The sequence below is a fragment of the Streptomyces sp. NBC_00385 genome (assembly GCF_035917155.1).
GTDB classification, from domain to species: Bacteria; Actinomycetota; Actinomycetes; order Streptomycetales; family Streptomycetaceae; genus Streptomyces; species Streptomyces poriferorum.
The window spans coordinates 844,099-870,737 of record NZ_CP107951.1 but is presented as its reverse complement, the minus strand read 5'-3'; the positions used below and the strand labels follow the sequence as shown (position 1 = coordinate 870,737).

Annotated in this window: 25 protein-coding genes; 15 read left to right on the top strand and 10 right to left on the bottom strand. The window is 71.9% G+C overall.

Features of this window, described 5'->3' with window-relative positions:
• Nucleotides 1-49 precede the first annotated feature (49 nt).
• The 3 genes from OG959_RS03845 (at nt 50) to OG959_RS03835 (ending at nt 3,868) form a co-directional block, all read left to right on the top strand.
• Nucleotides 50-1,006: an ABC transporter ATP-binding protein gene (locus tag OG959_RS03845; RefSeq protein WP_326666197.1), complete on the top strand. Its 957-nt coding sequence runs from the start codon at nt 50-52 to the stop codon at nt 1,004-1,006.
• A 94-nt stretch (nt 1,007-1,100) separates the two neighbouring features.
• On the top strand, nt 1,101-2,966 hold the full coding sequence (locus OG959_RS03840) for a gamma-glutamyltransferase family protein (RefSeq protein WP_326656586.1): 1,866 nt from the start codon (nt 1,101-1,103) through the stop codon (nt 2,964-2,966).
• 74 nt (nt 2,967-3,040) lie between these two features.
• Nucleotides 3,041-3,868: an inositol monophosphatase family protein gene (locus OG959_RS03835; protein WP_326656584.1), complete on the top strand. Its 828-nt coding sequence runs from the start codon at nt 3,041-3,043 to the stop codon at nt 3,866-3,868.
• A gap of 39 nt (nt 3,869-3,907) precedes the next feature.
• Here the strand turns inward: OG959_RS03835 and OG959_RS03830 are convergent, their stop codons facing one another.
• A complete protein-coding gene (locus OG959_RS03830) occupies nt 3,908-4,720 on the bottom strand; it encodes a nucleotidyltransferase domain-containing protein (RefSeq protein WP_326666195.1) in 813 nt (270 codons plus the stop codon).
• A 186-nt stretch (nt 4,721-4,906) separates the two neighbouring features.
• Here OG959_RS03830 and OG959_RS03825 point away from each other — a divergent pair, with 186 nt between their 5' ends.
• Entirely contained in the window at nt 4,907-6,340 is a 1,434-nt protein-coding gene (locus OG959_RS03825; protein ID WP_326656583.1) for a phytoene desaturase family protein, read from the top strand.
• Nucleotides 6,341-6,396: 56 nt separating this feature from the next.
• Nucleotides 6,397-6,936 carry an O-acetyl-ADP-ribose deacetylase gene (locus OG959_RS03820; RefSeq protein WP_326656582.1) on the top strand — a complete coding sequence of 180 codons (540 nt, stop codon included), beginning with the start codon at nt 6,397-6,399 and terminating at the stop codon, nt 6,934-6,936.
• Nucleotides 6,937-6,977: 41 nt separating this feature from the next.
• Here the strand turns inward: OG959_RS03820 and OG959_RS03815 are convergent, their stop codons facing one another.
• A complete protein-coding gene (locus OG959_RS03815) occupies nt 6,978-7,283 on the bottom strand; it encodes a UBP-type zinc finger domain-containing protein (protein WP_326656581.1) in 306 nt (101 codons plus the stop codon).
• A gap of 228 nt (nt 7,284-7,511) precedes the next feature.
• Between OG959_RS03815 and OG959_RS03810 the strand changes: the two genes are divergently transcribed.
• Both OG959_RS03810 and OG959_RS03805 read left to right on the top strand, forming a co-directional pair.
• Nucleotides 7,512-8,999: an AlkA N-terminal domain-containing protein gene (locus tag OG959_RS03810; protein ID WP_326656580.1), complete on the top strand. Its 1,488-nt coding sequence runs from the start codon at nt 7,512-7,514 to the stop codon at nt 8,997-8,999.
• Nucleotides 8,996-9,541 carry a methylated-DNA--[protein]-cysteine S-methyltransferase gene (locus OG959_RS03805; RefSeq protein WP_326656579.1) on the top strand — a complete coding sequence of 182 codons (546 nt, stop codon included), beginning with the start codon at nt 8,996-8,998 and terminating at the stop codon, nt 9,539-9,541. The genes OG959_RS03810 and OG959_RS03805 overlap by 4 nt, the downstream gene beginning before the upstream one ends.
• A 63-nt stretch (nt 9,542-9,604) precedes the next feature.
• On the opposite strand, the gene OG959_RS03800 is transcribed toward OG959_RS03805, so the two are convergent.
• Together OG959_RS03800 and OG959_RS03795 are read right to left on the bottom strand one after the other, a co-directional pair.
• The gene (locus OG959_RS03800; RefSeq protein ID WP_148021820.1) at nt 9,605-10,189 is read right to left on the bottom strand and encodes a TMEM165/GDT1 family protein; all 585 of its coding nucleotides are present in this window, start codon (nt 10,187-10,189) and stop codon (nt 9,605-9,607) included.
• Between the two features lie 235 nt (nt 10,190-10,424).
• The gene (locus tag OG959_RS03795) at nt 10,425-11,342 is read right to left on the bottom strand and encodes an alpha/beta fold hydrolase (protein WP_326656577.1); all 918 of its coding nucleotides are present in this window, start codon (nt 11,340-11,342) and stop codon (nt 10,425-10,427) included.
• Nucleotides 11,343-11,428: 86 nt separating this feature from the next.
• On the opposite strand from OG959_RS03795, the gene OG959_RS03790 reads away from it, so the two are divergent.
• Nucleotides 11,429-12,019: a CGNR zinc finger domain-containing protein gene (locus OG959_RS03790; RefSeq protein ID WP_326656576.1), complete on the top strand. Its 591-nt coding sequence runs from the start codon at nt 11,429-11,431 to the stop codon at nt 12,017-12,019.
• A gap of 148 nt (nt 12,020-12,167) precedes the next feature.
• Here the strand turns inward: OG959_RS03790 and OG959_RS03785 are convergent, their stop codons facing one another.
• Together OG959_RS03785 and OG959_RS03780 are read right to left on the bottom strand one after the other, a co-directional pair.
• Nucleotides 12,168-12,887, bottom strand: a complete 720-nt coding sequence (locus OG959_RS03785) for an SIR2 family NAD-dependent protein deacylase (RefSeq protein ID WP_326656575.1) — start codon at nt 12,885-12,887, stop codon at nt 12,168-12,170.
• A gap of 74 nt (nt 12,888-12,961) precedes the next feature.
• Nucleotides 12,962-13,453 carry an NUDIX hydrolase gene (locus tag OG959_RS03780; RefSeq protein WP_326656573.1) on the bottom strand — a complete coding sequence of 164 codons (492 nt, stop codon included), beginning with the start codon at nt 13,451-13,453 and terminating at the stop codon, nt 12,962-12,964.
• A gap of 130 nt (nt 13,454-13,583) precedes the next feature.
• On the opposite strand from OG959_RS03780, the gene OG959_RS03775 reads away from it, so the two are divergent.
• Nucleotides 13,584-14,699 carry a glycerate kinase gene (locus OG959_RS03775; RefSeq protein ID WP_326666193.1) on the top strand — a complete coding sequence of 372 codons (1,116 nt, stop codon included), beginning with the start codon at nt 13,584-13,586 and terminating at the stop codon, nt 14,697-14,699.
• Nucleotides 14,700-14,796: 97 nt separating this feature from the next.
• Here the strand turns inward: OG959_RS03775 and OG959_RS03770 are convergent, their stop codons facing one another.
• A complete protein-coding gene (locus tag OG959_RS03770; protein ID WP_326656572.1) occupies nt 14,797-15,528 on the bottom strand; it encodes a PucR family transcriptional regulator in 732 nt (243 codons plus the stop codon).
• A gap of 349 nt (nt 15,529-15,877) precedes the next feature.
• Here OG959_RS03770 and OG959_RS03765 point away from each other — a divergent pair, with 349 nt between their 5' ends.
• From OG959_RS03765 to OG959_RS03745, 5 genes are read left to right on the top strand one after another with little or no spacing between them, the layout of a single operon-like run.
• On the top strand, nt 15,878-16,675 hold the full coding sequence (locus OG959_RS03765) for an ABC transporter ATP-binding protein (protein WP_219574083.1): 798 nt from the start codon (nt 15,878-15,880) through the stop codon (nt 16,673-16,675).
• A complete protein-coding gene (locus OG959_RS03760; RefSeq protein WP_442805535.1) occupies nt 16,672-17,475 on the top strand; it encodes an ABC transporter ATP-binding protein in 804 nt (267 codons plus the stop codon). Before OG959_RS03765 ends, OG959_RS03760 begins: the two co-directional genes overlap by 4 nt.
• Nucleotides 17,472-18,362: a branched-chain amino acid ABC transporter permease gene (locus OG959_RS03755; protein ID WP_326656568.1), complete on the top strand. Its 891-nt coding sequence runs from the start codon at nt 17,472-17,474 to the stop codon at nt 18,360-18,362. Before OG959_RS03760 ends, OG959_RS03755 begins: the two co-directional genes overlap by 4 nt.
• Nucleotides 18,355-19,476, top strand: coding sequence for a branched-chain amino acid ABC transporter permease (locus OG959_RS03750; protein WP_442805534.1), 1,122 nt, complete (start codon nt 18,355-18,357; stop codon nt 19,474-19,476). The genes OG959_RS03755 and OG959_RS03750 overlap by 8 nt, the downstream gene beginning before the upstream one ends.
• Complete coding sequence (locus OG959_RS03745; RefSeq protein WP_326656567.1) at nt 19,473-20,723, top strand: ABC transporter substrate-binding protein; 1,251 nt, start codon at nt 19,473-19,475, stop codon at nt 20,721-20,723. Before OG959_RS03750 ends, OG959_RS03745 begins: the two co-directional genes overlap by 4 nt.
• A 66-nt stretch (nt 20,724-20,789) precedes the next feature.
• On the opposite strand, the gene OG959_RS03740 is transcribed toward OG959_RS03745, so the two are convergent.
• Nucleotides 20,790-23,150 carry a discoidin domain-containing protein gene (locus tag OG959_RS03740; protein ID WP_326656566.1) on the bottom strand — a complete coding sequence of 787 codons (2,361 nt, stop codon included), beginning with the start codon at nt 23,148-23,150 and terminating at the stop codon, nt 20,790-20,792.
• 369 nt (nt 23,151-23,519) lie between these two features.
• On the opposite strand from OG959_RS03740, the gene OG959_RS03735 reads away from it, so the two are divergent.
• Nucleotides 23,520-24,926, top strand: coding sequence for a glycoside hydrolase family 5 protein (locus OG959_RS03735; RefSeq protein WP_326656565.1), 1,407 nt, complete (start codon nt 23,520-23,522; stop codon nt 24,924-24,926).
• A gap of 96 nt (nt 24,927-25,022) precedes the next feature.
• Here OG959_RS03735 and pssA read toward each other — a convergent pair whose 3' ends face one another.
• The gene (gene pssA, locus OG959_RS03730) at nt 25,023-25,841 is read right to left on the bottom strand and encodes a CDP-diacylglycerol--serine O-phosphatidyltransferase (protein ID WP_187285435.1); all 819 of its coding nucleotides are present in this window, start codon (nt 25,839-25,841) and stop codon (nt 25,023-25,025) included.
• A 22-nt stretch (nt 25,842-25,863) separates the two neighbouring features.
• On the bottom strand, nt 25,864-26,511 hold the full coding sequence (locus OG959_RS03725) for a phosphatidylserine decarboxylase (protein WP_326656564.1): 648 nt from the start codon (nt 26,509-26,511) through the stop codon (nt 25,864-25,866).
• Nucleotides 26,512-26,639 lie beyond the last annotated feature (128 nt).

The following is a 26,639-nucleotide window of genomic DNA, read 5'->3' as shown; positions in this document are numbered from 1 at the left end:
CGCCGAGGGCGCCGCGGACCAGCAGCACCCCGTGCTGCGGATCGACTCGATGGAACGGCACTTCGCCGCTTCCGGCGGCGGCACCGTCCGCGCCGTCGACGGGGTCTCGATCACCGTCGGCCGCGGCGAGGTCGTCGGCCTCGTCGGGGAGTCCGGCAGCGGCAAGTCGACCGTCGGCCGCTGCGCGGTACGCCTCGACGAACCCACCGGTGGCACCGTCCACATCAACGGCACCGACATCACGCACCTGTCCCGCCGCGCCGTGCGCCCGCTGCGCAAGGACTTCCACCTGGTCTTCCAGGACCCCTCGTCCTCGCTCGACCCGCGCATGACCATCGGCCAGATCATCGCCGAACCCATCAGGCTGCACCGCCGGGCCCGCGGCGCCGCAGTCCGCGAGCGGGTCGAGGAACTGCTCGCCCAGGTCGGACTGCGCCCCGAACACGCCGACCGGCACCCGCACGAGCTCTCCGGCGGCCAGCGCCAGCGTATCTCCATCGCCCGCGCGCTCTCCTGCGACCCCGATCTCGTCGTCGCGGACGAACCGACCTCCGCGCTCGACGTCTCCGTGCAGGCCTCCGTCCTCAACCTGCTCGCCGACCTCCAGCGCGACCGCGGCTTCGGCTGCCTGTTCATCACACACGACCTGGCCGCCGTCGAGTTCCTCGCCGACCGCATCGCCGTGATGTACCTCGGCCAGATCGTCGAACAGGCCCCCACCGCCGAGCTGTTCGCCGACCCCAAGCACCCCTACACCCAGGCGCTGCTCTCCGCGGCGCCCGTGCCCGACCCGGTGCTCCAGCGCTCCCGCGAGCGCATCGTGCTCCACGGCGAGCTGCCCAGTCCGCTGGACCCTCCGCCCGGCTGCCGCTTCCACACCCGCTGCCCGCTCGCCACGGAACGCTGCCGCACCGAGGTTCCCGTCCTGCGGGAGCTGCCCGGCGGCCGGCAGGTCTCCTGTCACCTCGTCGACGACGACGGAACGGCCCCGGACGCGGCCGTCTGACCCCGTACGGGAGGCGGCCCCCGTTCCCGGGGCCGGCCTCCCGTACGTACGATCCGCAACGAACCACAGAACGTCGCAGCAAGGAGCCGCATCCGTGTTCACCACCCGGCCCACCCTCCAGGGCACCTTCGGCATGGTGTCGTCCACCCACTGGCTCGCCTCGCAGTCCGCGATGGCGGTCCTGGAGGACGGCGGCAACGCCTACGACGCCGCCGTCGCCGCCGGATTCGTCCTGCACGTCGTCGAACCCCACCTCAACGGCCCGGCCGGAGAGGTGCCGATGATCCTGGCGCACCGCGACGGCGACGTCCGGGTCCTCTGCGGCCAGGGCCCGGCCCCTGCCGGTGCGACGGTCGGCCACTACCGCGCGCTCGGCCTCGACCTGGTCCCCGGCACCGGACCGCTCGCCGCCGCCGTGCCGGGCGCCTTCGACGCCTGGATGCTGCTGCTGCGCGATCACGGGACCAAGACCGTCGCCGAGGTACTGCGGTACGCCATCGGCTACGCCGAGGACGGCCACGCACCCGTCGAGCGCGTCGGCCAGACCGTCGAGACCGTCCGCGAGCTCTTCGAGACCGAGTGGCAGTCCTCCGCCGACGTCTACCTCCCGGGCGGGAAGTCCCCGGCCCCCGGCGAGCTGTTCCGCAACCCCGCCCTCGCCGCGACCTGGCGCCGGCTGATCGCCGAGGCCGAGGAGACCGGCGGCGACGACCGCACCGCGCAGATCGAGGCCGCCCGCGCGATCTGGCGCGAGGGCTTCATCGCCGAGGCCCTGGTCCGCCAGGCCGCCGTCCCCACCATGGACACCAGCGGTACCCGCCACACCGGCACCCTCACCGCCGCCGACCTGGCCGGCTGGTCCGCTTCGTACGAGGCCCCCGCCACGTACGACTGGAACGGCTGGACCCTCGCCAAGGCCGGCGGCTGGAGCCAGGGCCCCGCCTTCCTCCAGCAGCTCGCCCTGCTGCCCGCCGAACTGCCGGCCTACGGCTCCGCCGAGTACGTCCACCTGCTCATCGAGGGCTGCAAGCTCGCCATGGCGGACCGGGAGGCCTGGTACGGCGACGCGGCCGAGGTCCCGCTCGCCACCCTGCTCTCCGAGCCGTACAACGCGACCCGGCGCGCCCTGGTCACCGACGAGGCCTCGCACGAGCTCCGCCCGGGCAGCCCCGACGGCCGCACCCCCGTGCTCAGCGAGCACGCCCACGCCGTCGCCGCCGGTGAGTCCGGCTTCGACGCCATGGGCATACCGGCCGCCGGTGTCGGCGAGCCGACCGTCGCGAAGGAAGGTGCCGGCGAGCCGACGGTCACCGCGGACCGCGCGGGCGAGCCGACCGTGGCCAAGGACGGCGCGACCCGGGGCGACACCTGCCACGTCGACGTCGTCGACCGCTGGGGCAACATGGTCTCCGCGACCCCCAGCGGCGGGTGGCTCCAGTCCAACCCGGTCGTGCCCGAGCTCGGCTTCCCGCTCGGTACCCGCCTCCAGATGGCCTGGCTGGACGAGGGCCTGCCGAACTCCCTCACCCCGGGCCGCCGCCCCCGCACCACCCTCACCCCGTCCCTCGCCCTGCGTGACGGCGTCCCGGTGATGGCCTTCGGCACCCCGGGCGGCGACCAGCAGGACCAGTGGCAGCTGCACTTCTTCCTCGCCGTCGCCCTGCGCGCCGAGGTCCGCGGCGGTCTCGACCTCCAGGGCGCCATCGACGCCCCGAACTGGCACAACGACAGCTTCCCCGGCTCCTTCTTCCCTCGCGGGATGCGCCCGGGCAGCGTCACCGTCGAGGAGGGCATGGACCCGGACGTCGTCGAGGAGCTGCGCCGGCGCGGCCATGACGTCACGGTCGGCGACCCGTGGTCCGAGGGCCGGATGTGCGCGGTCGCCCGTGACCCGGAGACCGGGGTGCTGTCGGCGGCGGCGAACCCGCGGGGCATGCAGGGGTACGCGGTCGGGCGCTGACCGGCCACCGGCCGGCCACGTCCCCGTCATGACCAGGCCGTCGGCGTCCGGACAGCCCGTGCTTAGCTGGGGGCATGATCGATGACTTCCTTGCCGGGGACCTGACCGAGGTCGAGGCGGCGGTCCGCGCAGCGGCCGCCGCCGAGATCATGCCGCGCTACCGGCAGCTCGCCGCACACGAGATCGTCGAGAAGAACGGTCCGCACGACCTCGTGACCACCGCGGACCGGCTCGCCGAGGAACACCTCACCGCCGCCCTGAGCCGGCTCCTGCCCGGTTCCGTCGTCGTCGGCGAGGAAGCGGTCCACGCCGACCCGACGGTGTACGAGGCGCTGAGCGGCGAGGCCCCCGTGTGGATCGTCGACCCGGTCGACGGCACGCGCCAGTTCGTCCGCGGCGAGCCCGGGTTCTGCACCCTGGTGGCCCTGGCCCACCGCGGCGAGCTGCTGGCCTCCTGGACGTACGCGGCCGCCCTGGACGAGATGGCCGTCGCCGTCCGCGGCCGGGGTGCCACGCTCGACGGCACGGCGATACGCTCCGGCTCGCCCACGCCCGACGCCGTACTGCGGGTGGCGATGTCGCACCCCGACTACACCACCGACGCGCAGAAGAAGGCCCTGCTCGGCCTGCGCACCGAAGGCATCGACGCCCGCCCCTGCGGCTCGGCCGGGCTCGAGTATTTGGCCGTCGCCCGCGGCGAGCTGGACGCGCTCGCATTCAACTGGGAGTACGCCTGGGACCACGCGGCGGGGCTCCTCCTCGTCACCGAGGCGGGCGGCACCCAGGCCACGCTGTCCGGTGTGCCGTTCCGCATCGCGGGCGGCAACGACCTGCCCTTCACGGCAGCCCGGGACCGTGCGACGGCCGACCGCATCCTCGCCGCCCTGCGCAGCGCGGCTTGAGCGAGGCGGTCCGGGGCGTGCGGTGGCCGGGCGCGCCCTTCAGCGCGACCGGTCACCCCGGCTCCCGTCGGTGGCTCCATTCCGCAGGACCTCGCGTACGTCCCGTACGACCGCCGCGGCCGTCTCCACGGCCGAGGGGTCCAGCCCCCTGAGCGCCTCGCCGACCCGCGCCGCGAAGTCCGCGGGCGTGTCCGGCAGGGCCGCGGCGGCGGCCAGCGCGCCCTTCTCGTTCAGGCACCAGGTGCGGTGGTGGGCGTGCAGCGACTGGGCGAGGACGCCGAACGCCCGGGACAGACAGAGCGAGACGTGGAGCCGGTCACCGCCCGGTGCCGACTTGCCGGCCGCCCCGACCGAGAACTCCGCCTCCCAGGCCGCCTCGGCAAGCGCCTGGCGCAGCGGCTCCGGGTAGTCGGACGTCTGCTGCTGAAGTTCGGTCAACTCGCTGTGCGGATCGGCGAGTACGCGCCCGAGGGCGACCTCGCCCGGATAGGCGGGGGACCAGAAGCCCAGCGGATGGCCGGGCTGGACCCCCACCTCGAAACGGCCCCGGCGGCAGTCCGACCAGACCGCCTCGACCCGGTCCAGATCGCGCAGGATCCAGTCGACCGGAACACCGTCCACCCGCAGCCACGCCCCGCCGTTCACCCACGGCCCCCAGCCGCCCGGCCCGGCCACCTCGACCGGGGAGCCCTGGAACCCTGACGCCAGCGCGGTCAGTGCGGCGAGGTCCGGCGCGCCCCGGTAGTAGAGGCCCAGGTCCCAGTCCGAATCGGGCCGGTGGGTGCCGCGGGCCCGGCTGCCGCCGAGTACGACGGCGCGGACGCCCGGCACCGCGGTCAGCCGCTCCGCCATCTCGTCGATGCTCCGCGGCAGTGCGGATTCCTCCGCTTCAGGGGAGGCGGCGGGGGGCGGGTTCGGGTGCGCCGGACGGGCGGGGTTCGGAGTATTCATGGGACGGGCACGGTACCCGCTCCCGAACTGTCGCCGCCTGCGAATATCCTGGGCTCTCAGACCGTCGGCTGACAAAGGAGTCCGAAGGTGCCGTCGATGCTCGATGCCGTCGTCGTGGGGGCGGGACCCAACGGACTGACCGCCGCAGCCGAACTGGCCCGCCGTGGCTTCGCCGTGGAGGTCTTCGAGGCCGGGGAGACCGTCGGCGGCGGAGCCCGTACCGAAGAACTCACGCTGCCGGGCTTCCGGCACGACCCCTGCTCGGCGGTCCACCCGTTGGCCATCGGCTCACCCGCCTTCGGCGCGATGCCCCTGGCGAAACACGGCCTGGAGTGGCTGCAGCCGGCCCTGGCCCTGGCGCACCCGTTCCCGGACGGTTCCGCGGCCGTGCTGGCCAGGTCGGCGGGGGAGACGGCCATGTCGCTCGGACCGCAGGACGCGGGGGCCTACCGCAGACTCCTCGCGCCCTTCCTCGGCCACTGGGACACGATCGCGCAGGACTTCCTGCGCACCCCGTGGGACGGACTGCCCCGGGACCCGTACCGCTGGGCGCGCTTCGGACTCGACGCGATCCAGCCCGCCACGCTCCTGTCCCGGCGCTTCCGCGGTGAGAAGGCCGCGGGGCTCTTCGCCGGACTCGCCGCCCACGCCATAGCCCCCACCAGCGGTCTCGCCACCGGCGGCATCGCCCTGCTCTTCGCGCTCGCCGCGCACGAGAAGGGCTGGCCGGTGCCGCGTGGCGGCTCGCAGGCCATCTCCGACGCTCTCGCCTCGTACCTGCGGGAGCAGGGCGGCACCATCCGTACGGGCACGGAGGTCAAACGGCTGGACGAGCTGCCGCCGGCCCGCGCCTACATCTTCGACACCTCACCGACCGCGCTGGCCCGGATCGCCGGACTGGGCAACGCCTACCGGGGCTACCGCTACGGAGCCTCCTGCTTCAAGATCGACTACGCGCTGTCGGGCCCCGTCCCCTGGACCGCCGAGGAGGCCCGCCGGGCCGGTACGGTCCACATCGGCCCCACGGCCGGCGAGATCGACACCGCGCTGCGCGCGGCGGTGACCGGCCGGGACCCGAGCGTGCCCTTCCTCATCACCGCGCAGCCCAGCCTCACCGACCCGTCCCGCGCCCCCGAGGGCAAGCAGGTCTTCTGGGTGTACGGACACGTTCCGGCCGGCTGGGAGGGCGATGCCACCGACGTCATCGAACGCCAACTGGAGCGGTTCGCCCCCGGCTTCCGCGACATCGTCCTCGCCCGCGCGGTGACGGGCCCGCCCCAACTCGCGGTGCGCAACGCGAACTACGTCGACGGGGACATCGCCTGCGGCGCCTTCGCCGGGCTGCAGACCGTGATCCGCCCCCGGCTCGCCCGGGTTCCGTACGCGACCGCGCACCCGTCCGTCTACATCTGTTCGTCGGCGACCCCGCCCGGCCCCGGTGTGCACGGCATGTCCGGTCACCATGCCGCGAAGGCGGTGTGGCGGCGGTTGCGCCGATCGGGGCCGTCCGGCGGCCGTTGACGTCCGCCGCGCGGGGTCGGCCGCCACGGACCCGCGTACCACGGCATGATGGCCGGATGCGCACACCTTCCACCGTCACCGTCACCCTCGTACGGGGCGACATCACCCTGCAGTCCGTCGACGCCGTCGTCAACGCCGCGAACTCCTCCCTGCTCGGCGGCGGCGGGGTGGACGGCGCGATCCACCGCAGGGGCGGCCCCGAAATCCTGGCCGCCTGCCGGGAGTTGCGTGCCTCGAAGTACGGCAAGGGGCTGCGCACGGGCCGGGCCGTCGCCACCACCGCCGGGAAGCTCGACGCCCGCTGGGTCGTGCACACGGTCGGCCCGGTCTGGAGCAGCGCCGAGGACCGCTCGGCCCTGCTGGAGTCCTGCTACCGCGAAGCGCTGGGCGTCGCCGCGGCGTTGGGGGCACGCACCATCGCCTTCCCCGCGATCTCCACGGGCATCTACGGCTGGCCGATGGACGACGGCGCCCGCATCGCCGTCCGCACCGTACTGGCGGAGGCCGCGGCACCCGTCGAGGAGGTGCGGTTCGTGCTCTTCGACGCGCACGCGTACGTGGAGTTCGAGGAGGCGCTGGCGGCTGCGCGGGGCTGACAGCGGGTGGGTGAACCTCCGCAACGCCCCGCGGGCCGTGCTCAGACCGCTCGGGCGGGCCCGATGCCGTCGACGTCGAAGGTCACCTGGTCCTCGTAGCACCACCACCACGTCTCGCCCGGCTCGTAGGAGCGGATCAGGGGGTGGCCGGTGGCCTCCCGGTGCGCGGTGGCGTGCTTGTTGCGGGAGGAGTCGCAGCAGCCGACCTGCCCGCAGCTCTGGCACTCGCGCAGATGCACCCAGGTGTCCCCCTGCGCGACGCACTGCGGGCAGGAGTCGGGGCTGTCCGGGGTGACACGCCTGACCTGGTCCAGATGCGAACAGATCGGCGCGGGCGTGTCCGTCATGGTGGACCTTCCTTGTGTTCCGCGCTACGGGGCCGGGCGAGCAGGTCCCCGCAGGGCCGGCGGGCAGCAGGCCCGCCCATGGGTGTCAGGACCCTTTCAAGGCTCCCACCGGGGCGTCGGCTGTCAACTCCAGGGCTTCCGGGCCGGCGGCCGGAGAAGTCCTGGCAGCTGAAGGCTGATGTCGGATTCTCGCCAGCCTCGCCCCCGCCGGTGGCCCATGCTTGAACCATGCACACCGACACCGAGCGCTGCGTGAGGGCCGTCCAGTCCAAGGACGCCCGGTTCGACGGCTGGTTCTTCACCGCGGTCCTGACCACCCGGATCTACTGCCGCCCGAGCTGCCCCGTCGTGCCGCCCAAGGTCGAGAACATGAGCTTCTACCCGAGCGCCGCCGCCTGCCAGCAGGCCGGGTTCCGGGCCTGCAAGCGGTGCCGGCCCGACACGAGCCCCGGATCGCCCGAGTGGAACGCCCGCGCCGACTCCGTGGCCCGCGCCATGCGCCTGATCCGGGACGGGGTCGTCGACCGGGAAGGCGTCCCCGGTCTCGCCACCCGGCTCGGGTACTCGGCCCGGCAGATCGAACGGCAACTGCTCGCCGAGCTGGGCGCCGGCCCCCTTGCCCTGGCCCGGGCGCAGCGGGCGCAGACCGCGCGGGTGCTCATCGAGACGACCGGGCTGCCCATGGCCGAGGTCGCCTTCGCAGCCGGGTTCGCCTCGATCCGCACCTTCAACGACACCGTGCGCGAGGTCTTCGCCCTCGCCCCGGGGGAGCTGCGCAGCCGCGCCTCCCGGTCGGTGCGGCCGCCGGCCACGCCCGGGGTGATAGCGCTGCGGCTTCCGTACCGGGCCCCGCTCAACCCCAGCAACCTCTTCGGGCACCTCGCCGCGACAGCCGTCCCCGGGGTCGAGGAGTGGCGCGAAGGGGCCTACCGCCGCACGCTCGACCTGCCGCACGGACACGGCATCGTCGCGCTCACCCCGCACCCCGACCACATCGCCTGCCGGCTCGCGCTCACCGACCCGCGCGACCTCACCCTGGCCATCAGCCGGTGCCGCTGGCTGCTGGACCTGGACGCCGACCCCGTGGCCGTCGACGAGCAGTTGCGCGCCGACCCCCTGCTGGCCCCGCTGGTCGACAAGGCGCCGGGCCGCCGGGTGCCGAGGACCGTCGACGGTGCGGAGTTCGCCGTCCGGGCCGTGCTCGGCCAGCAGGTGTCCACCGCCGCCGCCCGTACCCACGCGGCCCGGCTGGTCACGGCGCACGGCACCCCCGTCGACGACCCGGAGGGCGGCCTCACCCACCTCTTCCCGGCGCCCCGGGCGCTGGCCGGGCTCGACCCCGAACAGCTCGCCCTGCCCCGCAGCCGCCGCCGCACCCTCACCACGCTCGTCGGCGCGCTGGCGGACGGCTCGCTGCGGCTGGGCACCGACACCGACTGGGAGAAGGCGCGGGCGGAACTGACCGCGCTGCCCGGATTCGGCCCCTGGACCGTCGAGGTCATCGCCATGCGGGCGCTCGGCGACCCGGACGCCTTCCTGCCGACGGACCTCGGCATCCGGCGGGCCGCCGAGCAGCTCGGCCTGCCGTCGACACCGGCCGCGCTCACCGCACGCGCGGCGAGCTGGCGGCCGTGGCGGGCCTACGCCGTCCAGTACCTGTGGACCGTGGACGACCACCCCATCAACCACCTGCCCGCACAAGGAAGTTCCTCGTGACCACGACACGCACCACCGCAGCGCCCCGGCAGGCCCGGCAGGCCCGGCAACACACAGTGATCGACAGTCCGTACGGCCCGCTGACCCTAGTCGCCACCGACCGGGTCCTCGCCGGTCTCTACATGACCGGTCAGCGCCACCGGCCGCCCGAGGAAACCTTCGGCGAGCCCGACGCGGGCCCCTTCGACGAGGCCGTCGAGCAGCTGGACGCCTACTTCGCCGGAGAACTGCGGGAGTTCACTCTCCCGCTGAACCTCGCCGGCACCCCGTTCCAGCGTTCCGTCTGGGCCGAGCTCCAGCGGATTCCGTACGGCGAGACCCGTACGTACGGCGAACTGGCCGAGAACCTCGGAAAGCCCGGCGCCTCGCGCGCGGTGGGGCTGGCCAACGGCAAGAACCCGGTCGGCATCATCGTGCCGTGCCACCGCGTGATCGGGGCCTCGGGGAGCCTCACCGGGTACGGCGGCGGGCTCGACCGCAAGCAGCGGCTGCTGGCCTTCGAGAACGGTACGCAGGACAGCTCTCCGACACTCTTCCAGTGACCGTACGGCGAAGGGCTCCGCGCGGACGACACGCGGAGCCCTTCGCCCGTCCTTCAGGACCGGTCAGCCGGTGAAGATCTCGACGACCGTCCAGATCGCCAGCCCCAGCATGCAGATCCCGCCGATGCGCTGGACGGTCTTCAGCGGTACGCGCTTGGCGATGAACCGTCCCGCGAGCAGGGCCAGCGCCGATACGGACATCAGCGCGGCGGCGGATCCGATCGCGGTGGACCAGGCGCCGTTGCTCGCGGCCAGGTTGGCCGTCGTGATCTGGGTGAGGTCGCCCCACTCGCTGATGAACACCGCCATGAACGCGGTGGAGTACACCGGCCAGAAGCCGGTGACCGTCTTGGGGCCGCCGTCCTCGTCGTCGTCGCCCGCGTCGGCCCGGAGCAGCATGAACGCGCCGAAGGCGAAGAGGGAGGCGGAGACGAGCTTGACGATCCAGTCGGGCAGCAGGCCGAGCAGGCCGCCCGCCCCGACCGCGATGGCGACGTGGACGATGAACGCGGACGACGTGCCGAACCAGACGTAGAGCGGGCGCATGCGCGTGCCCATGGCCAGCGACGCGAACATCGTCTTGTCGGGAAGTTCCGCGAGGAAGATCAGCCCGAAAGCGGTGATGATCGCCAGGGGGTCGAGATGCATTCCGGGTGGCTTTCTGTTGGAGCCGGGCCCCGGATCTTCCGCGAAGTGCCGCTGGGGCTTTCGGAGGACCACTCGGCCCGGCATGACGGCACCGCCCACGGGGCGTGGGCGTGTCATACCTGACCGAAGGTCTCGCCCGCCCGCAATGATCCACGAGCCCGGCCACCGGGAACCCGGAGGTTCCAGTGTGTCGACGACCGGTTTGCAGGGCTACTCCCCTTCGCAGCCGTCAACGTTACCGCACCTGGTTCTGGGCCGCCCACGTGCGGTCCAGGAAGTCCGCGATCAGCGGGGCGATCCGGGGGAGGTGGTCCTCCAGAGCGAAGTGCCCGGTCGCGAAGAGGTGCAGTTCGGCGTCGGGGAGGTCGCGCAGATAGGCGCGGGCGCCGGGCTCGGTGAAGAACATGTCGCCCGTGCCCCAGACGACGAGCGCCGGTGGGGTGTGCTTGCGCAGCCAGTCCTGCCACTGCGGGTAGAGCGCCACATTGGAGTGGTAGTCGAAGGCCAGGTCCAGCTGCGGCAGGGTGCGGCCCGGAAGGTCCAGGAAGTGCTGGTCCAGTGTCCAGCCGTCCGGCGCCACGAGTTCGGGATCGGCCGTGCCGCCCTCGTACTGGCCACGGGTCGAGGGCAGGGTCAGCAGTGACCGCACGGTGTCGGCGGCGCCGGGGACCTCCGGGCGGAGGGAGATGAAGTCCCGGGCCTGCTGCGACAGTCCCTCCTCGTACGCGTTGCCGTTCTGGACCACCAGCCCGGCGATCCACTCCGGGTGGCGGGCGGCGAGCCGGAAGCCGACAGGGGCGCCGAAGTCGAACACGTACATCACGAAGCGGGACAGCCCGAGCTGCCGCACGAAGCCTTCGGTGATGTCGGCGAGCCGGTCGAAGGTGTACGTGAACGGGCCGCCGGCGGTCGAGGAGGCAGGGGCGTCGCTGTGGCCGAAACCCGGGTAGTCCGGGGCGATGAGCCGGTAGTGGGCGCCCAGCGCGTCCATCAGCCGGCGGAACTGGTGCGAGGCCGACGGAAAGCCGTGCAGCAGCAGCATCACGGGGGCGTCGTCCGCCGCACCCACGGGGAGCGACTCGCGGTAGAAGACACGGACGCCGTCGACCTCGATGTGCCGGTGACGGATGTGCGGAACAGCTTGAATCGCCATGTTCACATGCCTCCTGGTTGATCTGATGCATTAGTTCTACGCCGGAGGGTTCTAATGTGTCAAGCGATTGAGTTAGCGTTAGTGCCATGAACGGTGATGAGCCCTTGACCGGCGAGCTGCTCGCCCTGGACCTGCTCAACACGCTGCCGCACACGGCCCAGGGCCCCCCGGCCGATCACCTGGCCGATCCGGCCGGTCTGCTGGCGTGGCTGACGCTGGAGGGCGAGCGGCTGCCCGGGGCCACCGGGGTGCGGGAGGTGACCCCGGACGATCTGGCGGCGGTGCGCGCGGTCCGGGCGGCCGCGACCGAGGCCGTCGCGGCGGCCCGGCGCGGCGAGCGCCCGCCGGACACGGCCCTGCGCCGGCTCAACGAGGCCCAGCTCGCCGCCCCCGCCGTGCGGTACGCGGAGTGGAACGGCGAGAGCGTCGTGGCGCCGGCCCGCCGCTCCGGCCCGCTCGGGATGCGGGTGGCCGCGGCCCTGGCCGAGGAGGTCACCGAGCTGCTGGCGGATCCGGCGCTCGCGAGCATCCGGGAGTGCGAGGCGGAGCACTGCACGATGCTGTTCGTACCCGCCCACCCCCGCCGCCGCTGGTGCTCGGCCGCGCGCTGCGGCAACCGTGCGCGGGTGGCCCGCTACTACCGGCGCCACAAGGAGGGGGCGGGGGCCTCGCGGTAGGGGCCCCGGCGAGAGCGTCGCGCAGCGCACCGGCCGCCGGACTCGGAGCGCGCGTCGCCCCGCAGCGCACGGAGGGAGGAGGCGGTCACGCACCGGACCGAACCGGCTGCCACCGATCTCACTGCCCGGCGCTCGCCCCCGGACCCGCCTAGTCCGCCAGCCGTTCGAGCAGCGCCGGCAGTGCCGTGCCGATCGGCTCCCGGATCGTCTCCTGCGCCAGCGTGTCGTACGGCGTCGGCTCCGCGTTGACCACGATCAGCCTCGCCCCGTGCTCCGCCGCGATCCCGGCCAGCGAGGCGGCGGGCTGCACCTGGAGCGTCGTACCGACCGCGATGAAGACCTCGCAGCCCTTCGCGACCGCCATCGCCTCGCTCAGCACCACCGGATCGAGGCGTTCACCGAACATGATCGTGGCCGACTTGAGGATCCCGCCGCACACCGCGCAGGGCGGATCGGGCTCGCCCGCCTCGACTCGGGCGAGGGCCTCGGCCATCGTCGAACGGGCGTGACAGCGGGTGCACACCACGTGCAGGGCCGTGCCGTGGAGTTCGAAGACCTTGCGCGCCGGGAGACCGGCTGCCTGGTGCAGACCGTCGACGTTCTGCGTGATCACCCGCACGGCCACGCCCGACCGCTCCAGGTCCGCCACCGCACGGTGGGCCGCGTTCGGCTGGGCGTTCCACGTCGCACTGGTGCGCCGCATCTGCCAGGAACGGCGGCGGATCTCCGGATCGGCCATGTACAGGTCGTACGTGACGAGCTTCTCGGCCTCCGGGTCCTTGCGCCAGAGCCCGTTGGGTCCGCGGTAGTCGGGGATGCCGGAGTCCGTGGAGATGCCGGCGCCGCTGAGGATCGCCACGAGTGTCATGCGGGGAGCGTACGCAGGGCCCATCCCACCCGGCGAGGCCATTTCGCGTGCGGCCACCGGTGGCCGCGCCGGGCTCAGCCGACAGGCGTGCCGTCCTCCAGTTCCGCGGTGCCCGCGCCGGACTCCAGCACGTCCAGCGCCGCCCGTACCCGGCCATGGAGCGCGCCGAGCAGGTACTTCCCGAGCTCGGCGGGCTCGACGAGCTTCCACGACAGGAGCTCTTCCTCCTGGACCCGGACCGCCTTCAGCTGCTCCTCGTCCAGCACCCCGCCGTCGTACACGTAGGCCACGATCGGCGGCCGCCCTGTGCCGCGCGTCCAGTCCACCGCGAGCAGCCGGCCCGGCTCCAGGTCGAGGCCGATCTCCTCGGCCGACTCGCGTCGGGCCCCCTGCCGCGGGGTCTCGCCGTCCGCCGATTCGATCGTGCCGCCGGGCAGCGCCCAGCTCTCCCGGTAGTTCGGTTCGACGAGCAGCACCCGGCCCCGCGCGTCACGGAAGAGGCAGGCCGCACCGGCCAGGACCTTCGGGAGACCGGCGATGTACGCGGCGTAATCAGTGGTGGTCACGTCGGCAGCGTAGCGGCCGGGTCCAGGGCACGGACACCCATGGGCAGGGAGGGGGTGGGGCGGATAGGGTCGGGTCGGCGCGACTGCCTGTTCGAAAGCAAAGGGAATCAAGGTGACGGACGGAGCAGTGATGGAGACCGCACGCGTGCTCGTCGCGGCGGACAAGTTCAAGGGCTCGCTCACGGCCGTACAGGTCGCGGAGCGGGTGACGGCCGGGCTGCGGCGCGTCGCCCCCGAGGTGCGGGTCGAGACCCTGCCCGTGGCGGACGGCGGCGACGGCACGGTGGCGGCCGCGGTGGCCGCCGGATTCGAGCGCCGCGAGGCGCGGGTGACCGGGCCGCTGGGCGACCCCGTGACCGCCGCCTACGCGGTGCGCGAAACCACCGCTGTGGTCGAGATGGCCGAGGCCTCGGGCCTCCAGCACCTGCCGGCGGGAGTGTTCGCCCCGCTCACGGCCACCACGTACGGCTCCGGTGAGCTGCTGCTCGCCGCCCTCGAAGCGGGCGCCCGGACCATCGTGTTCGGCGTCGGTGGCAGCGCGACCACGGACGGCGGGGCGGGCATGCTGGCCGCACTCGGCGCCCGGTTCCTGGACGCGGACGGCAAGCCCGTCGGCCCCGGGGGCGGCGGCCTCGCCGGTCTCGCCACGGCCGACCTGTCCGGGCTCGACCCGCGGCTCGGCGAGGTCGACCTGATCCTCGCCAGCGACGTCGACAACCCGCTCACCGGGCCCAAGGGCGCGCCCGAGGTGTACGGCCGCCAGAAGGGCGCGACCGAGGACGACATCGCGGTGCTCGACGCGGCGCTCGCCCACTACGCCTCCGTCCTCGGGCCGGAGCAGGCAGAGCAGCCGGGTGCGGGTGCGGCGGGCGGTATCGGCTACGGGGCGCTCGTCGCCCTCGGTGCGCGGTTCCGGCCCGGGATCGAGGTGATGCTCGACGTCCTCGGCTTCGCCCCCGCGCTGGCCCGGGCGACGCTGGTCATCACCGGCGAGGGCTCACTCGACGAACAGACGCTGCACGGCAAGGCCCCGGCCGGCGTCGCCGCGGCAGCCCGCGCGGCCGGCATCGAGGTCGTCGCGGTCTGCGGACGCCTGGCACTCGCACCGGAGGCCCTGGGCGGCGCGGGCATCCGTCGCGCGTACGCGCTCACGGAGCTGGAACCGGACCCCGCGGTCTGCATGGCCGAGGCGGGGCCGCTCCTGGAGCGGGTGGCGGAGTCCATCGCGCGGGACTTCCTGCGCTGAGGCGCCGGGGCGGGGCCCTCCGGGGGCTCCGCCCCCGGTTACGGGAAGGGGCGGGGAGGGGACGAGGCCCGCCGCAGGCCCCCCAGGCGCGGCGGCCTCACAGCGCCGCCGTACCCGTGCCCAGCCCCAGTCGCACCGCGTCCAGCGCCAGCATCAGTTCCACCAGTTCGCGCGGCTGCGACAACGACCGTGACGTCAGCTCCTCCAGCCGCCGCAACCGGTTCAGCACCGTGTTCCGGTGGCAGCACAGCCGTACCGCCGTGCGCCCGGCCGATCCTCCGCACTCCACCCATGCGTCCAGCGTCGACACCAGCAGCGCCCGGTCCGTCGGATCACGTGCCAGCAGCGCCCCGAACACGTCCGTGGCCAGATAGCTCGCCAGAGCCGGCTGCCCCGCCACCAAGGCCTCGGGGACCCTGCCGTCCAGGCACACGACCGCCTCCCCGCCCTCCCCGCACGTCAGCAGCGCCGCATCGGCCAGCCGGCGGGCCGTGCCCAGCGCGGACAGGCCGTCCACCACCGGACTGACCCCACCTGGGCCGGGGCCCGTGCCGGACAACAGCACGGCGACGGCGGCCGGATCCGCCTCGCCCAGCGCCACCACCGCGATCTCCCGGTCCGGCCGCGACCGCCACAGAAGCCGCATCCCGAGCGCGTCGGCCGGACGGTTCCAGGCGCACCCGCGCTCCGCGACCACCGCCACCGCGTACCGGCCCTGCTCCGGCAGCCCCAGTACCGCACCGGCGAGCGCCGCGAGGTCCTGCCCGGTCTCGTCGTCCAGCAGCGCGTCGAGCAGCGCCCACCCCCGCTCGTCCCCGCGCTGCCGCATGCCCGCTCCGTTCTCCGCACGCCCCGGGGGGCCGATTCCCTGCTCGGGGCCCGGCCCGCTCCGCCGGACCGCCGTCGTGAGGATGACACCGGTCCGGGCCGGGGGCGACAGCACACACCCCGCCTCTGTGCGCGTGCACAACCGGCTGCCTTCCGCACGGGGCACCCGCAGCGTTTCGGCCGGTGACCGTGGACGCACGGCCCGCCCACTGCTGGTCTGTGGCCCCACACAGACACAGGGCAGGGCAGGGCAGGCACAGGCGGACACCGCCGGCCACGACCGGACCGGGACCCCTGCGCACCACGAATCGACACATCGATTCCAAGACAAGGCGGAAGGAGGAGGACGCATGGCAACGCTCGAGATCCGCGCACTGTCCGTGGGCTACGGCCCGGTACGGTCCCTGCGCGACGTCTCCCTCGATGTGCCGGCCGGCGCGATCACCGCCGTACTCGGCGGCAACGGGGCCGGGAAGACCACGCTGCTGCGGGCCATCTCGCGGACCCTCGGCTTCCACCGCGGGACGGGTACGGGAACCGTCCGCTTCGACGGTCGCCCCCTGGACGGGCTGCGGCCCGCCCAGGTGGTGGCCGCCGGAGTGGTCCAGGTACCCGAAGGACGACAGGTGTTCGCCCGCATGACGGTGGCCGACAACCTGAGGGCGGGCGCCCTCGGAGCCCGCGGCGGGCGCAAGGCGTCGGCGGGCGCGCTGACCCGCGTACACGAGCTGTTCCCGGTACTGGCCCAGCGGGCGCACCAGCGCGCCGGGCTGCTGTCGGGCGGCGAACAGCAGATGCTGGCGATGGGGCGGGCCCTGATGGCCCGGCCCCGGCTGCTGCTGCTCGACGAACCCTCGCTCGGACTCGCTCCGTTGATGGCGCAGCGCATCGCCGAGACGGTGCAGGAGATCAACGCCTCGGGCACCTCCGTCCTGCTCGTCGAGCAGAACGCGGCGATCGCCCTGCGGCTCGCCTCCACGGCCTACGTCCTGGAGGTCGGCGAGGTCACCCTGGAAGGGCCGGCCGACGAACTTGCCGCGTCCGACGAGGTACGCCGCCGCTACCTGGGTGTCGTCGACGAGACGGCCGCCGAGGACGCCGACCGGGCCTCCGGGTCCGTACGCAGCCTGAGCAGGTGGTCCGCGTGACCACCACTCGGGAAGCGGCCCCCGTCACCACCGCGCCGGCCGCACTCGCCGTCCGTGACGTCACCGTCCGCTTCGCCGGACTCACCGCACTCGACGGCGTCTCCTTCACCGTGGAACCGGGCAGCGTGCACGCCGTCATCGGCCCCAACGGCGCAGGGAAGTCGACCACCTTCAACGTGCTGTCCGGGGTGTACCGGGCGACATCCGGCAGCGTCCACCTCGGCACGACGGAACTCACCGGACTCGCCCCGCACAAGATCGCCCAACTGGGCGTCGCCCGTACCTTCCAGAACCTGGCGCTGCCCCCGCACGCCACCGTCACCGACAGCCTGCTCCTCGGCCGCCACCGGCTCACCCGCGCCGGGTTCGTCGCCAGCGGACTGCGTCTGCCGTCCGCCGCGCGCGAGGCCCGCCGCCACCTGGAACGAGTCCGCGAGATCGCCGAGTTCATCGGCCTGGAGAAGGAGTTGGACCGGCCGGCCGGGGCGCTCCCGTACGGACAGCAGAAGCTCGTCGAGCTCGGCCGCGCGCTGTGCATGGAGCCGCAGGTCCTCCTCCTGGACGAACCCGTCGCAGGGATGACCGCCGACGAACGGCGCCGCACCGCGGCGGTCGTGGCCGGGGTCCGCGACAGCCTCGGCATCTCGATCGTGCTCGTCGAACACGACATGGGTGTGGTGATGCGGCTCGCGGACGCCGTGACCGTACTCGACTTCGGACGCAGGATCGCGGACGGCACCCCCGCCGAGGTCCAGAACGATCCGGCCGTCGTCCAGGCCTACTTGGGGGCACAGGAATGACCACCTTCATCGAACTCCTCCTCGGCGGCCTCTCCATCGGCTCGGTCTACGCACTGATCGCGCTCGGCTTCGTCGTCATCTTCAAAGCCACCGAGGTCGTCAACTTCGCCCACGCCTCCCTGCTGCTCGCGGGCGGCTACGTGACCGCGGTCCTCCACGACGACATCGGTTTCTGGCCCGCGCTCGCCGTCGGCATCGCGGGCGCCGCCGTCGTCGGAGCGGCGATCGAGTTCCTCGTGATGCGCCGCTACCGGGGCAGCGACCACAGCGTCCTCGCCATCGTCACCATCGGCGTCGACATCCTCCTCACCACTGAACTCACCCGGCGCATGGGCACGGACGTGCTGGCGCTCGGCGACCCGTGGGGCGACGGCGTCGTCACCATCGGCGGCGTCACCCTCGCCGAGACCCGGATCGCCGCGTTCCTCGCCGCCGCTCTGCTCATCACCGCGTTCCTCCTCGCCTTCCGCTTCACCTCCTGGGGCGTGTCGATGCGGGCCGCCGCCGAGAACCCGCAGACCGCGGCCCTGATGGGGATCAAGCTCGGCCGGGTCTCGCTCGCCGCCTGGGCGGTGGCCGGAGCACTCGCCGCGGTGGCCGCGCTCTTCCTCACCGTCTTCCCCACCCCCGGACTGGAACGGGCCACCTCACTGGCCGCACTCAAGGCCTTCCCCGCGGCGATCCTCGGCGGACTCGACTCGACCACCGGGGCCCTCGCCGGAGGCCTCATCGTCGGCGTCACCGAATCACTCGCCACCGGCTACCAGAGCGACCTCTCCTTCCTGGGCCGCGGCATCGGCGACCTCGCCCCCTATCTGGTGATGGTGATCGTGCTGCTCCTGCGGCCCGCGGGACTCTTCGGTACGAAGGAGCTCGCCCGTGTCTGAGACCACGACCACCGAGACCGCCGCGGCCACCCGCCTCACCACCCCGGGGGCCGACCTCGCCGCCCGGCTGCGCCACCCGCGTACCTACCTCTGGGCCATCGGCTCGGTGCTGCTCCTCGCGTTCCCGTTCTACCTGGACCGCTTCTGGCTGCAGGCCGGACTCTTCGCCATGGCCGCGGCCATCGGCGCCATCGGGCTCAACCTCCTCACCGGCGCCACCGGCCAGCTCTCCATGGGACACGCCTTCTTCCTCGCGGTGGGCGCCTACGGCTACTGCGTCCTGGCGGGGGAGAGCAGTACGGAGAACGGGCACGAGCTCTCCGGGCTCGGCCTGCCCAGCTGGCTCGCCGCCGTGCTCGCGGTCCTCCTCGCGGGAGCCGCCGGGGGACTGTTCAGCCCCATCGCGAGCCGGCTGCGCGGCGCCTATCTCGGCATCGCCACGCTGGCCCTGATCTTCATCGGTCAGCATGTGCTGTTCAACGCCGGCTCCCTCACCGGCGGCTTCAACGGCCGCGCCGTCCCGCCTCTTTCGCTCTTCGGCTTCGGCTTCGACGACACCGAGGTCATCGTCGCCGGGGTGCCGTTCCAGTCCTCCGAGAAGCTCTGGTACGCGGCGCTGGTCGCCCTGCTCCTCAGCGGCCTCTTCGCCCGGGGAGTGCTGCGCGGCCGGCCGGGCCGGGCGCTCAACGCCATCCGGGACCACCGCATCGCGGCAGGTGTGATGGGCGTCCCGGTGGCCCGCTACCGGGCGGGCGTGTTCGTCCTGTCCTCGATGTACGCCGGACTGGCGGGCGTCCTGCTCGCGCTGGTCTTCCAGCGGACCGTGCCCGAGTACTTCGGCATGGTCCTGTCCCTCGAATACCTCGCCATGATCGTCATCGGCGGGCTCGGCACCGTGGCGGGAGCGGTCGTCGGGGCCGCGTTCGTCTCGCTGCTGCCGCAACTGCTCACCCACTACAGCGATTCCCTGCCCCTGGTCTCCGCCCCCGGTACGGGCGGTCTGGCTCCGGGCGAGGCATCGCGCTATCTGTACGGCGCCGCGGTGGTCGCGGCTGTTCTGTTCCTGCCCGGCGGCCTGACACGTCTGATGAAGAATTCAGGGGAGAAGAAATGAAACTGCGTGTGCTCGGGGCCGTGTGCGCGGCCCTCACCCTCACCCTCGTGGGCTGCAGCGAGAAGGCCAAGTCCTCCGACGAGGGAACCCAGGACAAGGCCGGTGTGAAGACCGGCCAGGGCGTCACCGACAAGGTGATCTCGCTGGGCGCGCTCACCGACATGACCGGGGTCTACGCCTCGCTCGGCAAGAGCGTCACCCAGGCCCAGCAGCTCTGGGTCAAGCAGACCAACGCCGCGGGCGGAATCTGCGAGCGCAAGGTCGAACTGACCGTGCGCGACCACGGATACGACCCGCAGAAGGCCATCGCCGGCTACACGGAACTGGCGCCCAAGGTGCTGGGCTTCGTCCAGTTCATCGGCTCCCCGTTCGTGGCCGCGGTCGAGCAGCGCATCGACGGGCAGGACAAGGGTCTCGTCCTGCCGCAGGCCTGGTCGGCGAACCTGCTGGGCAGCAAGTACATCCGTGTCATCGGCGCCACGTACGACGTCGAGACGATCAACCTGATCGACTACCTGCTCGCCGAGAAGCGCATCGCCAAGGGCGACAAGATCGGTCATGTCTACTTCGAGGGCGACTACGGCGAGAACGCCCTGGCCGGCTCGAAGTACGCGGCGAAGGAGGCGGGCCTCACCGTCGTCGAGCAGAAGATCAAGCCCACCGACAACGACATGACCGCCCAGGTCGCCGCGCTCAAGCAGGCCGGCGTCAAGGCCGTCATCGTCAGCGCCGGCCCGCGTCAGGCGGCCTCGCTGGTCGGTGTCGCCGCCGCCACCGGCTTCAAGGTCCCGGTCGTCGGCAACAACTCGGCGTTCGCCCCGCAGCTGCTGAAGACCCAGGCCGGTCCCGCCCTGGCGGCCGACTACTACGTCGCCGCCTCCACCCTCCCGATCGGCGACCCGGGCGCCGGCCCGGCGAAGCTCGCCAAGGAGTACGGCGCCGAGTACCCGAAGGACGGCCTCGACAACGGCGTCATCGCGGGATACAACGCGGCGAGCCTGTTCGGTGAGGCGCTGAAGAAGGCCTGCGCCTCGAAGGACCTCACCCGTGACGGCATCGACAAGGCCCTGCTCACCATCACGGACTTCGGCAGCGACTTCGGGATGCCGCACGACTTCTCCGACCCGGCGGCTCCCTCCACCCGGGAGAGCGTGATCATGAAGCCGGACGCCAAGACGCCCGGCGGTCTCAAGGTCGTCAGGCCCGCGGAGGCGGCTGCGGCGGCGAAGTCGTACACGCTGAAGTAGACGGGCGGCAGTACAGGAGCCCCGGGGCGGCACGCGTGACGCGTGCCGCCCCGGGGCATGTCCGGGTCAGCTGGTGTACGCCTCCAGTTCGGAGAGCTGCGCGGCCGGCCAGCCGGTGTTGCCGGTGAACGTCAGCCGCAGATAACGGGCGGACGTACCGGGCAGGGTGACGGTCGCCCGGTTCCCGCTCGACGGATCGAAGGTGTAACCCGCCGAGGACTTGAGCGAGCCGAACGTGTTGTTGTCGGTGCCCCCCGACACGCTCAGGGTCTGCGTACGGGTGGACCAGGCGGCCGCCGGGGGCAGCTTCAGGACCAGCCGCTTGACCGCCTTGGCCGCACCCAGGTCCACGGTGATGGTCTGCGGGAAGGCGTGGTTGCTGCTCTCCCAGTAGCTGTTGGCGTCGCCGTCCACGGCCCGGGACGCGCTGTACACGTCGGCGTGGCCGGAGTCGGTGACCGTGCGGCCCTGGGCGAGGTTCCCCGTCTCGGCGGGCGGATCGGTCGGGTCGGTCGGCGGGTCGGTGGGCGGGTCCGTCGGGCCGCTGCCGCCGCCCGGCACCCCGCCGTTGGTCCACACCGGGGTGGGCCAGGTGCCGGTGCAGGCCGGCGGATCGGCGTACCAGCCGGAGTTCCCGGTGCCCCGGGTGATCTGGAAGCCGCTGCCGACACAGTTGTGGATCGGGTTGGACTGCGCGATGTGCGTGGCCACGACGTTGTTGAAGGTGGCGGTGCCCGGCGACTGGATCTGCAGCGCGTAGGTGCCGGCGCCGTCGATCCTGATGTTGTCGAAGTGCAGCCCGTTCGTCGCACCCTCGATGAGGTGGATCGCGGCGTAGGAGCTGTCCAGCACCTCGGTGTCGGAGATGTTGACCGTGGCGTTGATCGGTTCGTTGAGCCCGCTGAACCAGATCGCGCCCACGCCGAACTGCCAGTTGTAGTCGTTGTTCCCGGTACGGATCAGGGTGTTGCGCGCTGCCGTGGTCGTACCGGATACGGCCGTGCCCTGACCGGAGTTGACGCCCGGGTAGCGGTTGGCGATGTGCAGCCCGCCGCCGTTGGTGATGGTGTCCGACATGACGTTGTCGGAGATGGTGATGTCCTTGCCGCCGTACGTGACGATGTTGTTGGCGAGGATCGGCAGGATCACGGTGTTGAACGTGAACTTGTTCTTCACGTTCGGGACGTTCTCCGCCCACATGGCCAGACCGTCGTCACCGGTGTTGCGGACGAAGGTGTTGGTGACCGTGGAGTTCGTGACGCCGTAGTGGAAGTTCACACCGTCCGCGGTCTGGTCCAGGATGCGGCTGTTCTTGATGGTGAAGTTGTCCATCGGGCCGTCCATCCAGGCGCCGCACTTGGTGTGCTGCATCCAGACGTTGTCGACGGTCGAGTCGGACAGCGCACCGCCGATGGCGTTGACCTGGTCGTTGTCCTCGCGCTCCCGGATGTCGCCGATGATGGCGAAGTCCCTGAGCGTGACGTTGCGGCTGCCGCCCTGCGCGGCGTACTTGCCGTAGACGCCGACGGCCTTGCTGCGGTTCGACGGGTCACGGCCGGTCAGCACCGAGTACCAGGGACCGGCGCCGCGCAGCGTCACCTGGTCCACCACGATGTGGTCGCGGACCTGGAAGGTGCCCTGCGGGATGTACACCTCCTTGCCCTGCGCCTTGCCCGCGTCGACGGCCGCCTGGATCTTGGCGGTCGAGTCGGCGGACCCGGTCGGGTCGGCGCCGAAGTCGGCGACGACGTCGAGGGCGCCCGAGGGCTTGGCGGTGGGCGCGGCCACCTGCTCGAAGTCCGCCAGGTCGATGGTGAACGACGGTGAGGCGGCGGTGGAGGACACCTGCAGCCGGACCTTCGTGCCGGCCGAGAGGGTCGACCCGAACATGGTTCTGGCCTCGTCGTAGAAGTGGTGCGGGTTGGTGTCTCCCGGGTTGTTGTTGAACGGGTAGCCGCCGTAGTACCAGCCGTACTTCGAGGTGACCGGCACCGCCTTGGGCGAGGCGCCGTTCACCCTCACGTCGATCGAGGCGTCCCGGCCCGATCCAGCGGCGTTGTCCGGCAGCGAGTACCGGAAGGACATGGCGTTCGCGGGTGCGGTGAGCGTGAACTCCACGTACTCACCCACCGCGTCCAGCGTCACGGCCTGCCGGCCCGAGGCCTCCGAGGGCAGCGTGCCGTACAGGCGGTTCGGGCCGATCAGGGTGCCGTTGGTGGCGGCGTACTCGGCTTCCTGCTCCTTGAACGGAACGGTCGCCCCGCGACCGGGAACCGCCAGCGGGGAGGGGGCCGGGACTCCCGCCGCGGCGGCCGGTGGAGCGCTGGACAGAACCACGGCGGCGGCGGTGCCGAACGCGGCGATGGCCAGCGCGAGAGAGGCGGATATGGATCGTCTGACCAACTGGCGTCGGGGTGGTGGGGTCACGTCTCAGTCGTCCTTGCGGCTCGTGGGGGCTCTTCGGACGCCCACAGGCTAGGAGCAGTGACGCAAGGAAGTCCACGCTGCTGCGCAAGATTCTGCCTTCGACGCTCAAATTCACGACGGATCGCTGTGAGAATCTGGTGTTCTGGGCGGGTTGGTCGGCCCGACCGGGTCTGCGGGCGGAGGTGTGGCGCTCGGTGTCCGGAAGCGGCGGGGGCGGAGAAGGTGTGCCCTGGCAGGAAAAGTCGGGATCTTGCGCCGGTCGGTTACCGCGGATGTCGCCGCGACCCATTGACAGTGCGGCGGCGTGCTGGCTTCATGCTTGGGAGCGCTCCCACATCTTCTTGTTCTTCGGTCGAAAGGCGAAAACGAATGAAGTCGTTCAGGCGCGGGCGAAAGGGAACCCTGGTGGCCGCGGGGCTGGCCGCCGTCACTCTGTTCGCTTTATCGGGTACGGCTGACGCACAGCCGGCGCGGGTTGCCGGCGGGGTGGCCGCACAGGCCGGGGCGGGGGCTCAAGCGGAACCCCGGGCAGAATCCCGTACACAGGCCGCGACCGGCGCGGACTGGCTGCATACCGACGGCAATCGGATCGTTGACGAGAACGGTCACGAGGTATGGCTGACCGGCGTCAACTGGTTCGGGTTCAATGCCACCGAGCGGGTCTTCCACGGCCTCTGGTCGGCCAATCTGGACACGCTCACACGGCAGATGGCGGAACGCGGCATCAATATCGTCCGGGTGCCGATCTCCACCCAACTGCTCCTCGAATGGAAGAACGGACAGGCGACCGTACCGAGCGCGGTCAATTCCTGGGCGAACCCTGAACTGAAGGACAAGACGAGCCTCCAGGTATTCGACGCCTTTCTCGATGTGGCGGAGAAGTACGGCATCAAGGTCATGCTCGACGTCCACAGTGCCGAGGCGGACAATGCCGGGCACATCCACCCCGTCTGGTGGAAGGGTTCGATCACCACCGAGCAGTTCTACACGGCATGGGAATGGGTGACCGACCGTTACAAGTCCGACGACACACTGGTGGCGATGGACATCAAGAACGAGCCGCACGGCAAGCAGGGCGACAGCCCCCGGGCGAAATGGGACGGCTCCACCGACCAGGACAATTTCAAGTACGCGTGCGAGACGGCGGGAAAGCGGATTCTCGCCGTCAACCCGCACGTCCTGATCCTGTGCGAGGGAATCGAGGTCTACCCGCGGGACGGAACGGACTGGACCTCCACCGACGCGGCGGACTACGACTACAACTGGTGGGGCGGCAACCTGCGCGGCGCGGCGGAACACCCCGTGGACCTCGGCGCCCAGCAGGACCAGCTCGTCTACTCCCCGCACGACTACGGGCCGCTCGTCTTCGCCCAGCCCTGGTTCCAGGGCGAGTGGAGCCGTACGACGCTGGAGCGGGACGTCTGGGACCCGAACTGGCTCTACCTCCACAAGAGCGGCACGGCGCCCCTGCTGATCGGCGAGTGGGGCGGGTTCCTGGACGGCGGGCCCAACCAGAAGTGGATGACCGCCCTGCGTGACGTCATCGTCGAGAACCGGATCAGCCAGACCTTCTGGTGCCTCAACCCGAATTCCGGCGACACCGGCGGTTTGCTCGGCTACGACTGGGCGACCTGGGACGAGGCGAAGTACGCCCTGCTGAAGCCGGCTCTGTGGCAGGAGGACGGCGCCTTCGTGAGCCTGGACCACCAGACCCCGCTCGGCGGCGAGGACAGCACCACCGGCATCAGCCTCACGGACCTGTACGGCTCCGGCTGAGTCGCCGGGCTCCGCGACACCGTGGCAGGCACGCACGAGGGCCCGGATGCTGGGGAGCATCCGGGCCCTCGTGCGTGCTGTGCTGTGCTGTGCGGCCTACGGCAGCTGGGCCGCTCGTGCCTCGCGCCGGTTGTCCCGGAAGCTGTTCACCCGGCGGGCGGTCGCGAAGAGCGGGATGACCGCACCGAGGACCACCTGGAGCGCGCAGCCGGTCTGCAGGAGCAGCTGACCACCGGGGGCGTCGAACGCCCACGCGGCCAGGAGCCCCATCGCGGCCACGATCCAGCCGAGCATCGCCACCGCGAGAACGCCCCGCGGCTTCGGGTACTCGACCCGGCTGACCATGAGCCACGCCACTCCGACGATCGCGAGCAGCGTCGGCACGAACGGCAGCTCCAGGAGCACGATCGAGATGACCGTCAGCGCTCCGAAGGGGCTCGGCATGCCCTGGAACATGCCGTCCTTCAGAGTCACGCAGGAGAATCTCGCAAGCCTGAGCACCACCGCCAGCAGCACCACGATCGCCGCGAGGGCCGAGACCCGCTGGTGTGCGTCGTCCGCGACCATGCCGTACACGAGGACGAAGTACGCCGGGGCGAGCCCGAAGCTGACCAGGTCCGAGAGGTTGTCCAGCTCGGCACCCATCGGCGAGGAGCGCAGCTTGCGCGCCACGAGCCCGTCGAACAGGTCGAAGATCGCCGCCATGAGCATGAGGATCACGGCGGTGGCCGCGGAGTGCCGCGCCATGCCGCTCTCGTCGCTGCCCGTGAGGTGCGGAATGAGGATCCCCGTGGTGGTGAAGTACACCGCCATGAATCCACACGTGGCGTTACCGAGAGTGAGGGTGTCCGCTATCGACAGCCGCATCGAGAGCGGCATGTCCTCGGCGTCGTCCTCCGCCTCGGCCTCCGGCACCCAGCCGGCCTGTGTGTCCGGATCAATCACGGTCAATTCGAGTCACCCCCGCGGTGGTGGCCTGGCCGACCTCGACCGCGACATCGATACCTTCCGGAAGGTAGATGTCGACCCGGGAGCCGAACCGGATCAGGCCGATGCGCTCGCCCTGCTCCACCTTCGTGCCCTGCGGGATGTAGGGGACGATGCGGCGGGCGACCGCACCCGCGATCTGCACCATCTCGATGTCACCGAGCTCGGTGTCGAAGTGCCAGACAACGCGCTCGTTGTTCTCGCTCTCCTTGTTGAACGCCGGGACGAATCCACCGGGGATGTGCTCGACCGATGTCACCGTGCCGGCCAGTGGCGCGCGGTTGACGTGCACGTTCAGCGGGCTCATGAAGATCGCGACGCGGGTGCGTCCGTCCTTCCACGGCATGATGCTCTGCACCACGCCGTCGGCCGGTGAGATGACGCGCCCCTGGGTGATCTCGCGCTCGGGGTCGCGGAAGAACCACAGCATGCCCGCCGCGAGCGCGGTGGTGGGCACGGCCACGGCCGCCCAGCGCCCGGACCTGCGGGCCCGGGTGAGGCTGAGTGCGGCGGTGGCGACGGTCGGCAGGAGCCACGGCGAAGCTCCGCGTGCAAGGCGGACCCCGCCGCGTGGTGCAGAGGTATGGCTGTCGGGCATGGATGACCTTCGTAGCGGATGATGCCGCGCTGGCAACGGGGGACGGCGGCTTTTCCGGCGATGTTATCGGTTGCTGACCGCAACTGGGCAAGCCAGCAGCCGAGTCGGACGTCTGGAAGGCACCGGAT

What these genes read in the sequence shown, in the direction of transcription:
- OG959_RS03845 (WP_326666197.1), top strand. Translation starts at nt 50, where the DNA reads ATGGAACGGCACTTCGCCGCTTCCGGCGGCGGCACCGTCCGCGCCGTC.
- OG959_RS03835 (WP_326656584.1), top strand. Translation starts at nt 3,041, where the DNA reads ATGATCGATGACTTCCTTGCCGGGGACCTGACCGAGGTCGAGGCGGCG.
- OG959_RS03830 (WP_326666195.1), bottom strand. Translation starts at nt 4,720, where the DNA reads ATGGCGGAGCGGCTGACCGCGGTGCCGGGCGTCCGCGCCGTCGTACTC.
- OG959_RS03820 (WP_326656582.1), top strand. Translation starts at nt 6,397, where the DNA reads ATGCGCACACCTTCCACCGTCACCGTCACCCTCGTACGGGGCGACATC.
- OG959_RS03815 (WP_326656581.1), bottom strand. Translation starts at nt 7,283, where the DNA reads ATGACGGACACGCCCGCGCCGATCTGTTCGCATCTGGACCAGGTCAGG.
- OG959_RS03810 (WP_326656580.1), top strand. Translation starts at nt 7,512, where the DNA reads ATGCACACCGACACCGAGCGCTGCGTGAGGGCCGTCCAGTCCAAGGAC.
- OG959_RS03800 (WP_148021820.1), bottom strand. Translation starts at nt 10,189, where the DNA reads ATGCATCTCGACCCCCTGGCGATCATCACCGCTTTCGGGCTGATCTTC.
- OG959_RS03795 (WP_326656577.1), bottom strand. Translation starts at nt 11,342, where the DNA reads ATGGCGATTCAAGCTGTTCCGCACATCCGTCACCGGCACATCGAGGTC.
- OG959_RS03790 (WP_326656576.1), top strand. Translation starts at nt 11,429, where the DNA reads ATGAACGGTGATGAGCCCTTGACCGGCGAGCTGCTCGCCCTGGACCTG.
- OG959_RS03785 (WP_326656575.1), bottom strand. Translation starts at nt 12,887, where the DNA reads ATGACACTCGTGGCGATCCTCAGCGGCGCCGGCATCTCCACGGACTCC.
- OG959_RS03775 (WP_326666193.1), top strand. Translation starts at nt 13,584, where the DNA reads ATGGAGACCGCACGCGTGCTCGTCGCGGCGGACAAGTTCAAGGGCTCG.
- OG959_RS03770 (WP_326656572.1), bottom strand. Translation starts at nt 15,528, where the DNA reads ATGCGGCAGCGCGGGGACGAGCGGGGGTGGGCGCTGCTCGACGCGCTG.
- OG959_RS03765 (WP_219574083.1), top strand. Translation starts at nt 15,878, where the DNA reads ATGGCAACGCTCGAGATCCGCGCACTGTCCGTGGGCTACGGCCCGGTA.
- OG959_RS03755 (WP_326656568.1), top strand. Translation starts at nt 17,472, where the DNA reads ATGACCACCTTCATCGAACTCCTCCTCGGCGGCCTCTCCATCGGCTCG.
- OG959_RS03745 (WP_326656567.1), top strand. Translation starts at nt 19,473, where the DNA reads ATGAAACTGCGTGTGCTCGGGGCCGTGTGCGCGGCCCTCACCCTCACC.
- OG959_RS03735 (WP_326656565.1), top strand. Translation starts at nt 23,520, where the DNA reads ATGAAGTCGTTCAGGCGCGGGCGAAAGGGAACCCTGGTGGCCGCGGGG.
- OG959_RS03725 (WP_326656564.1), bottom strand. Translation starts at nt 26,511, where the DNA reads ATGCCCGACAGCCATACCTCTGCACCACGCGGCGGGGTCCGCCTTGCA.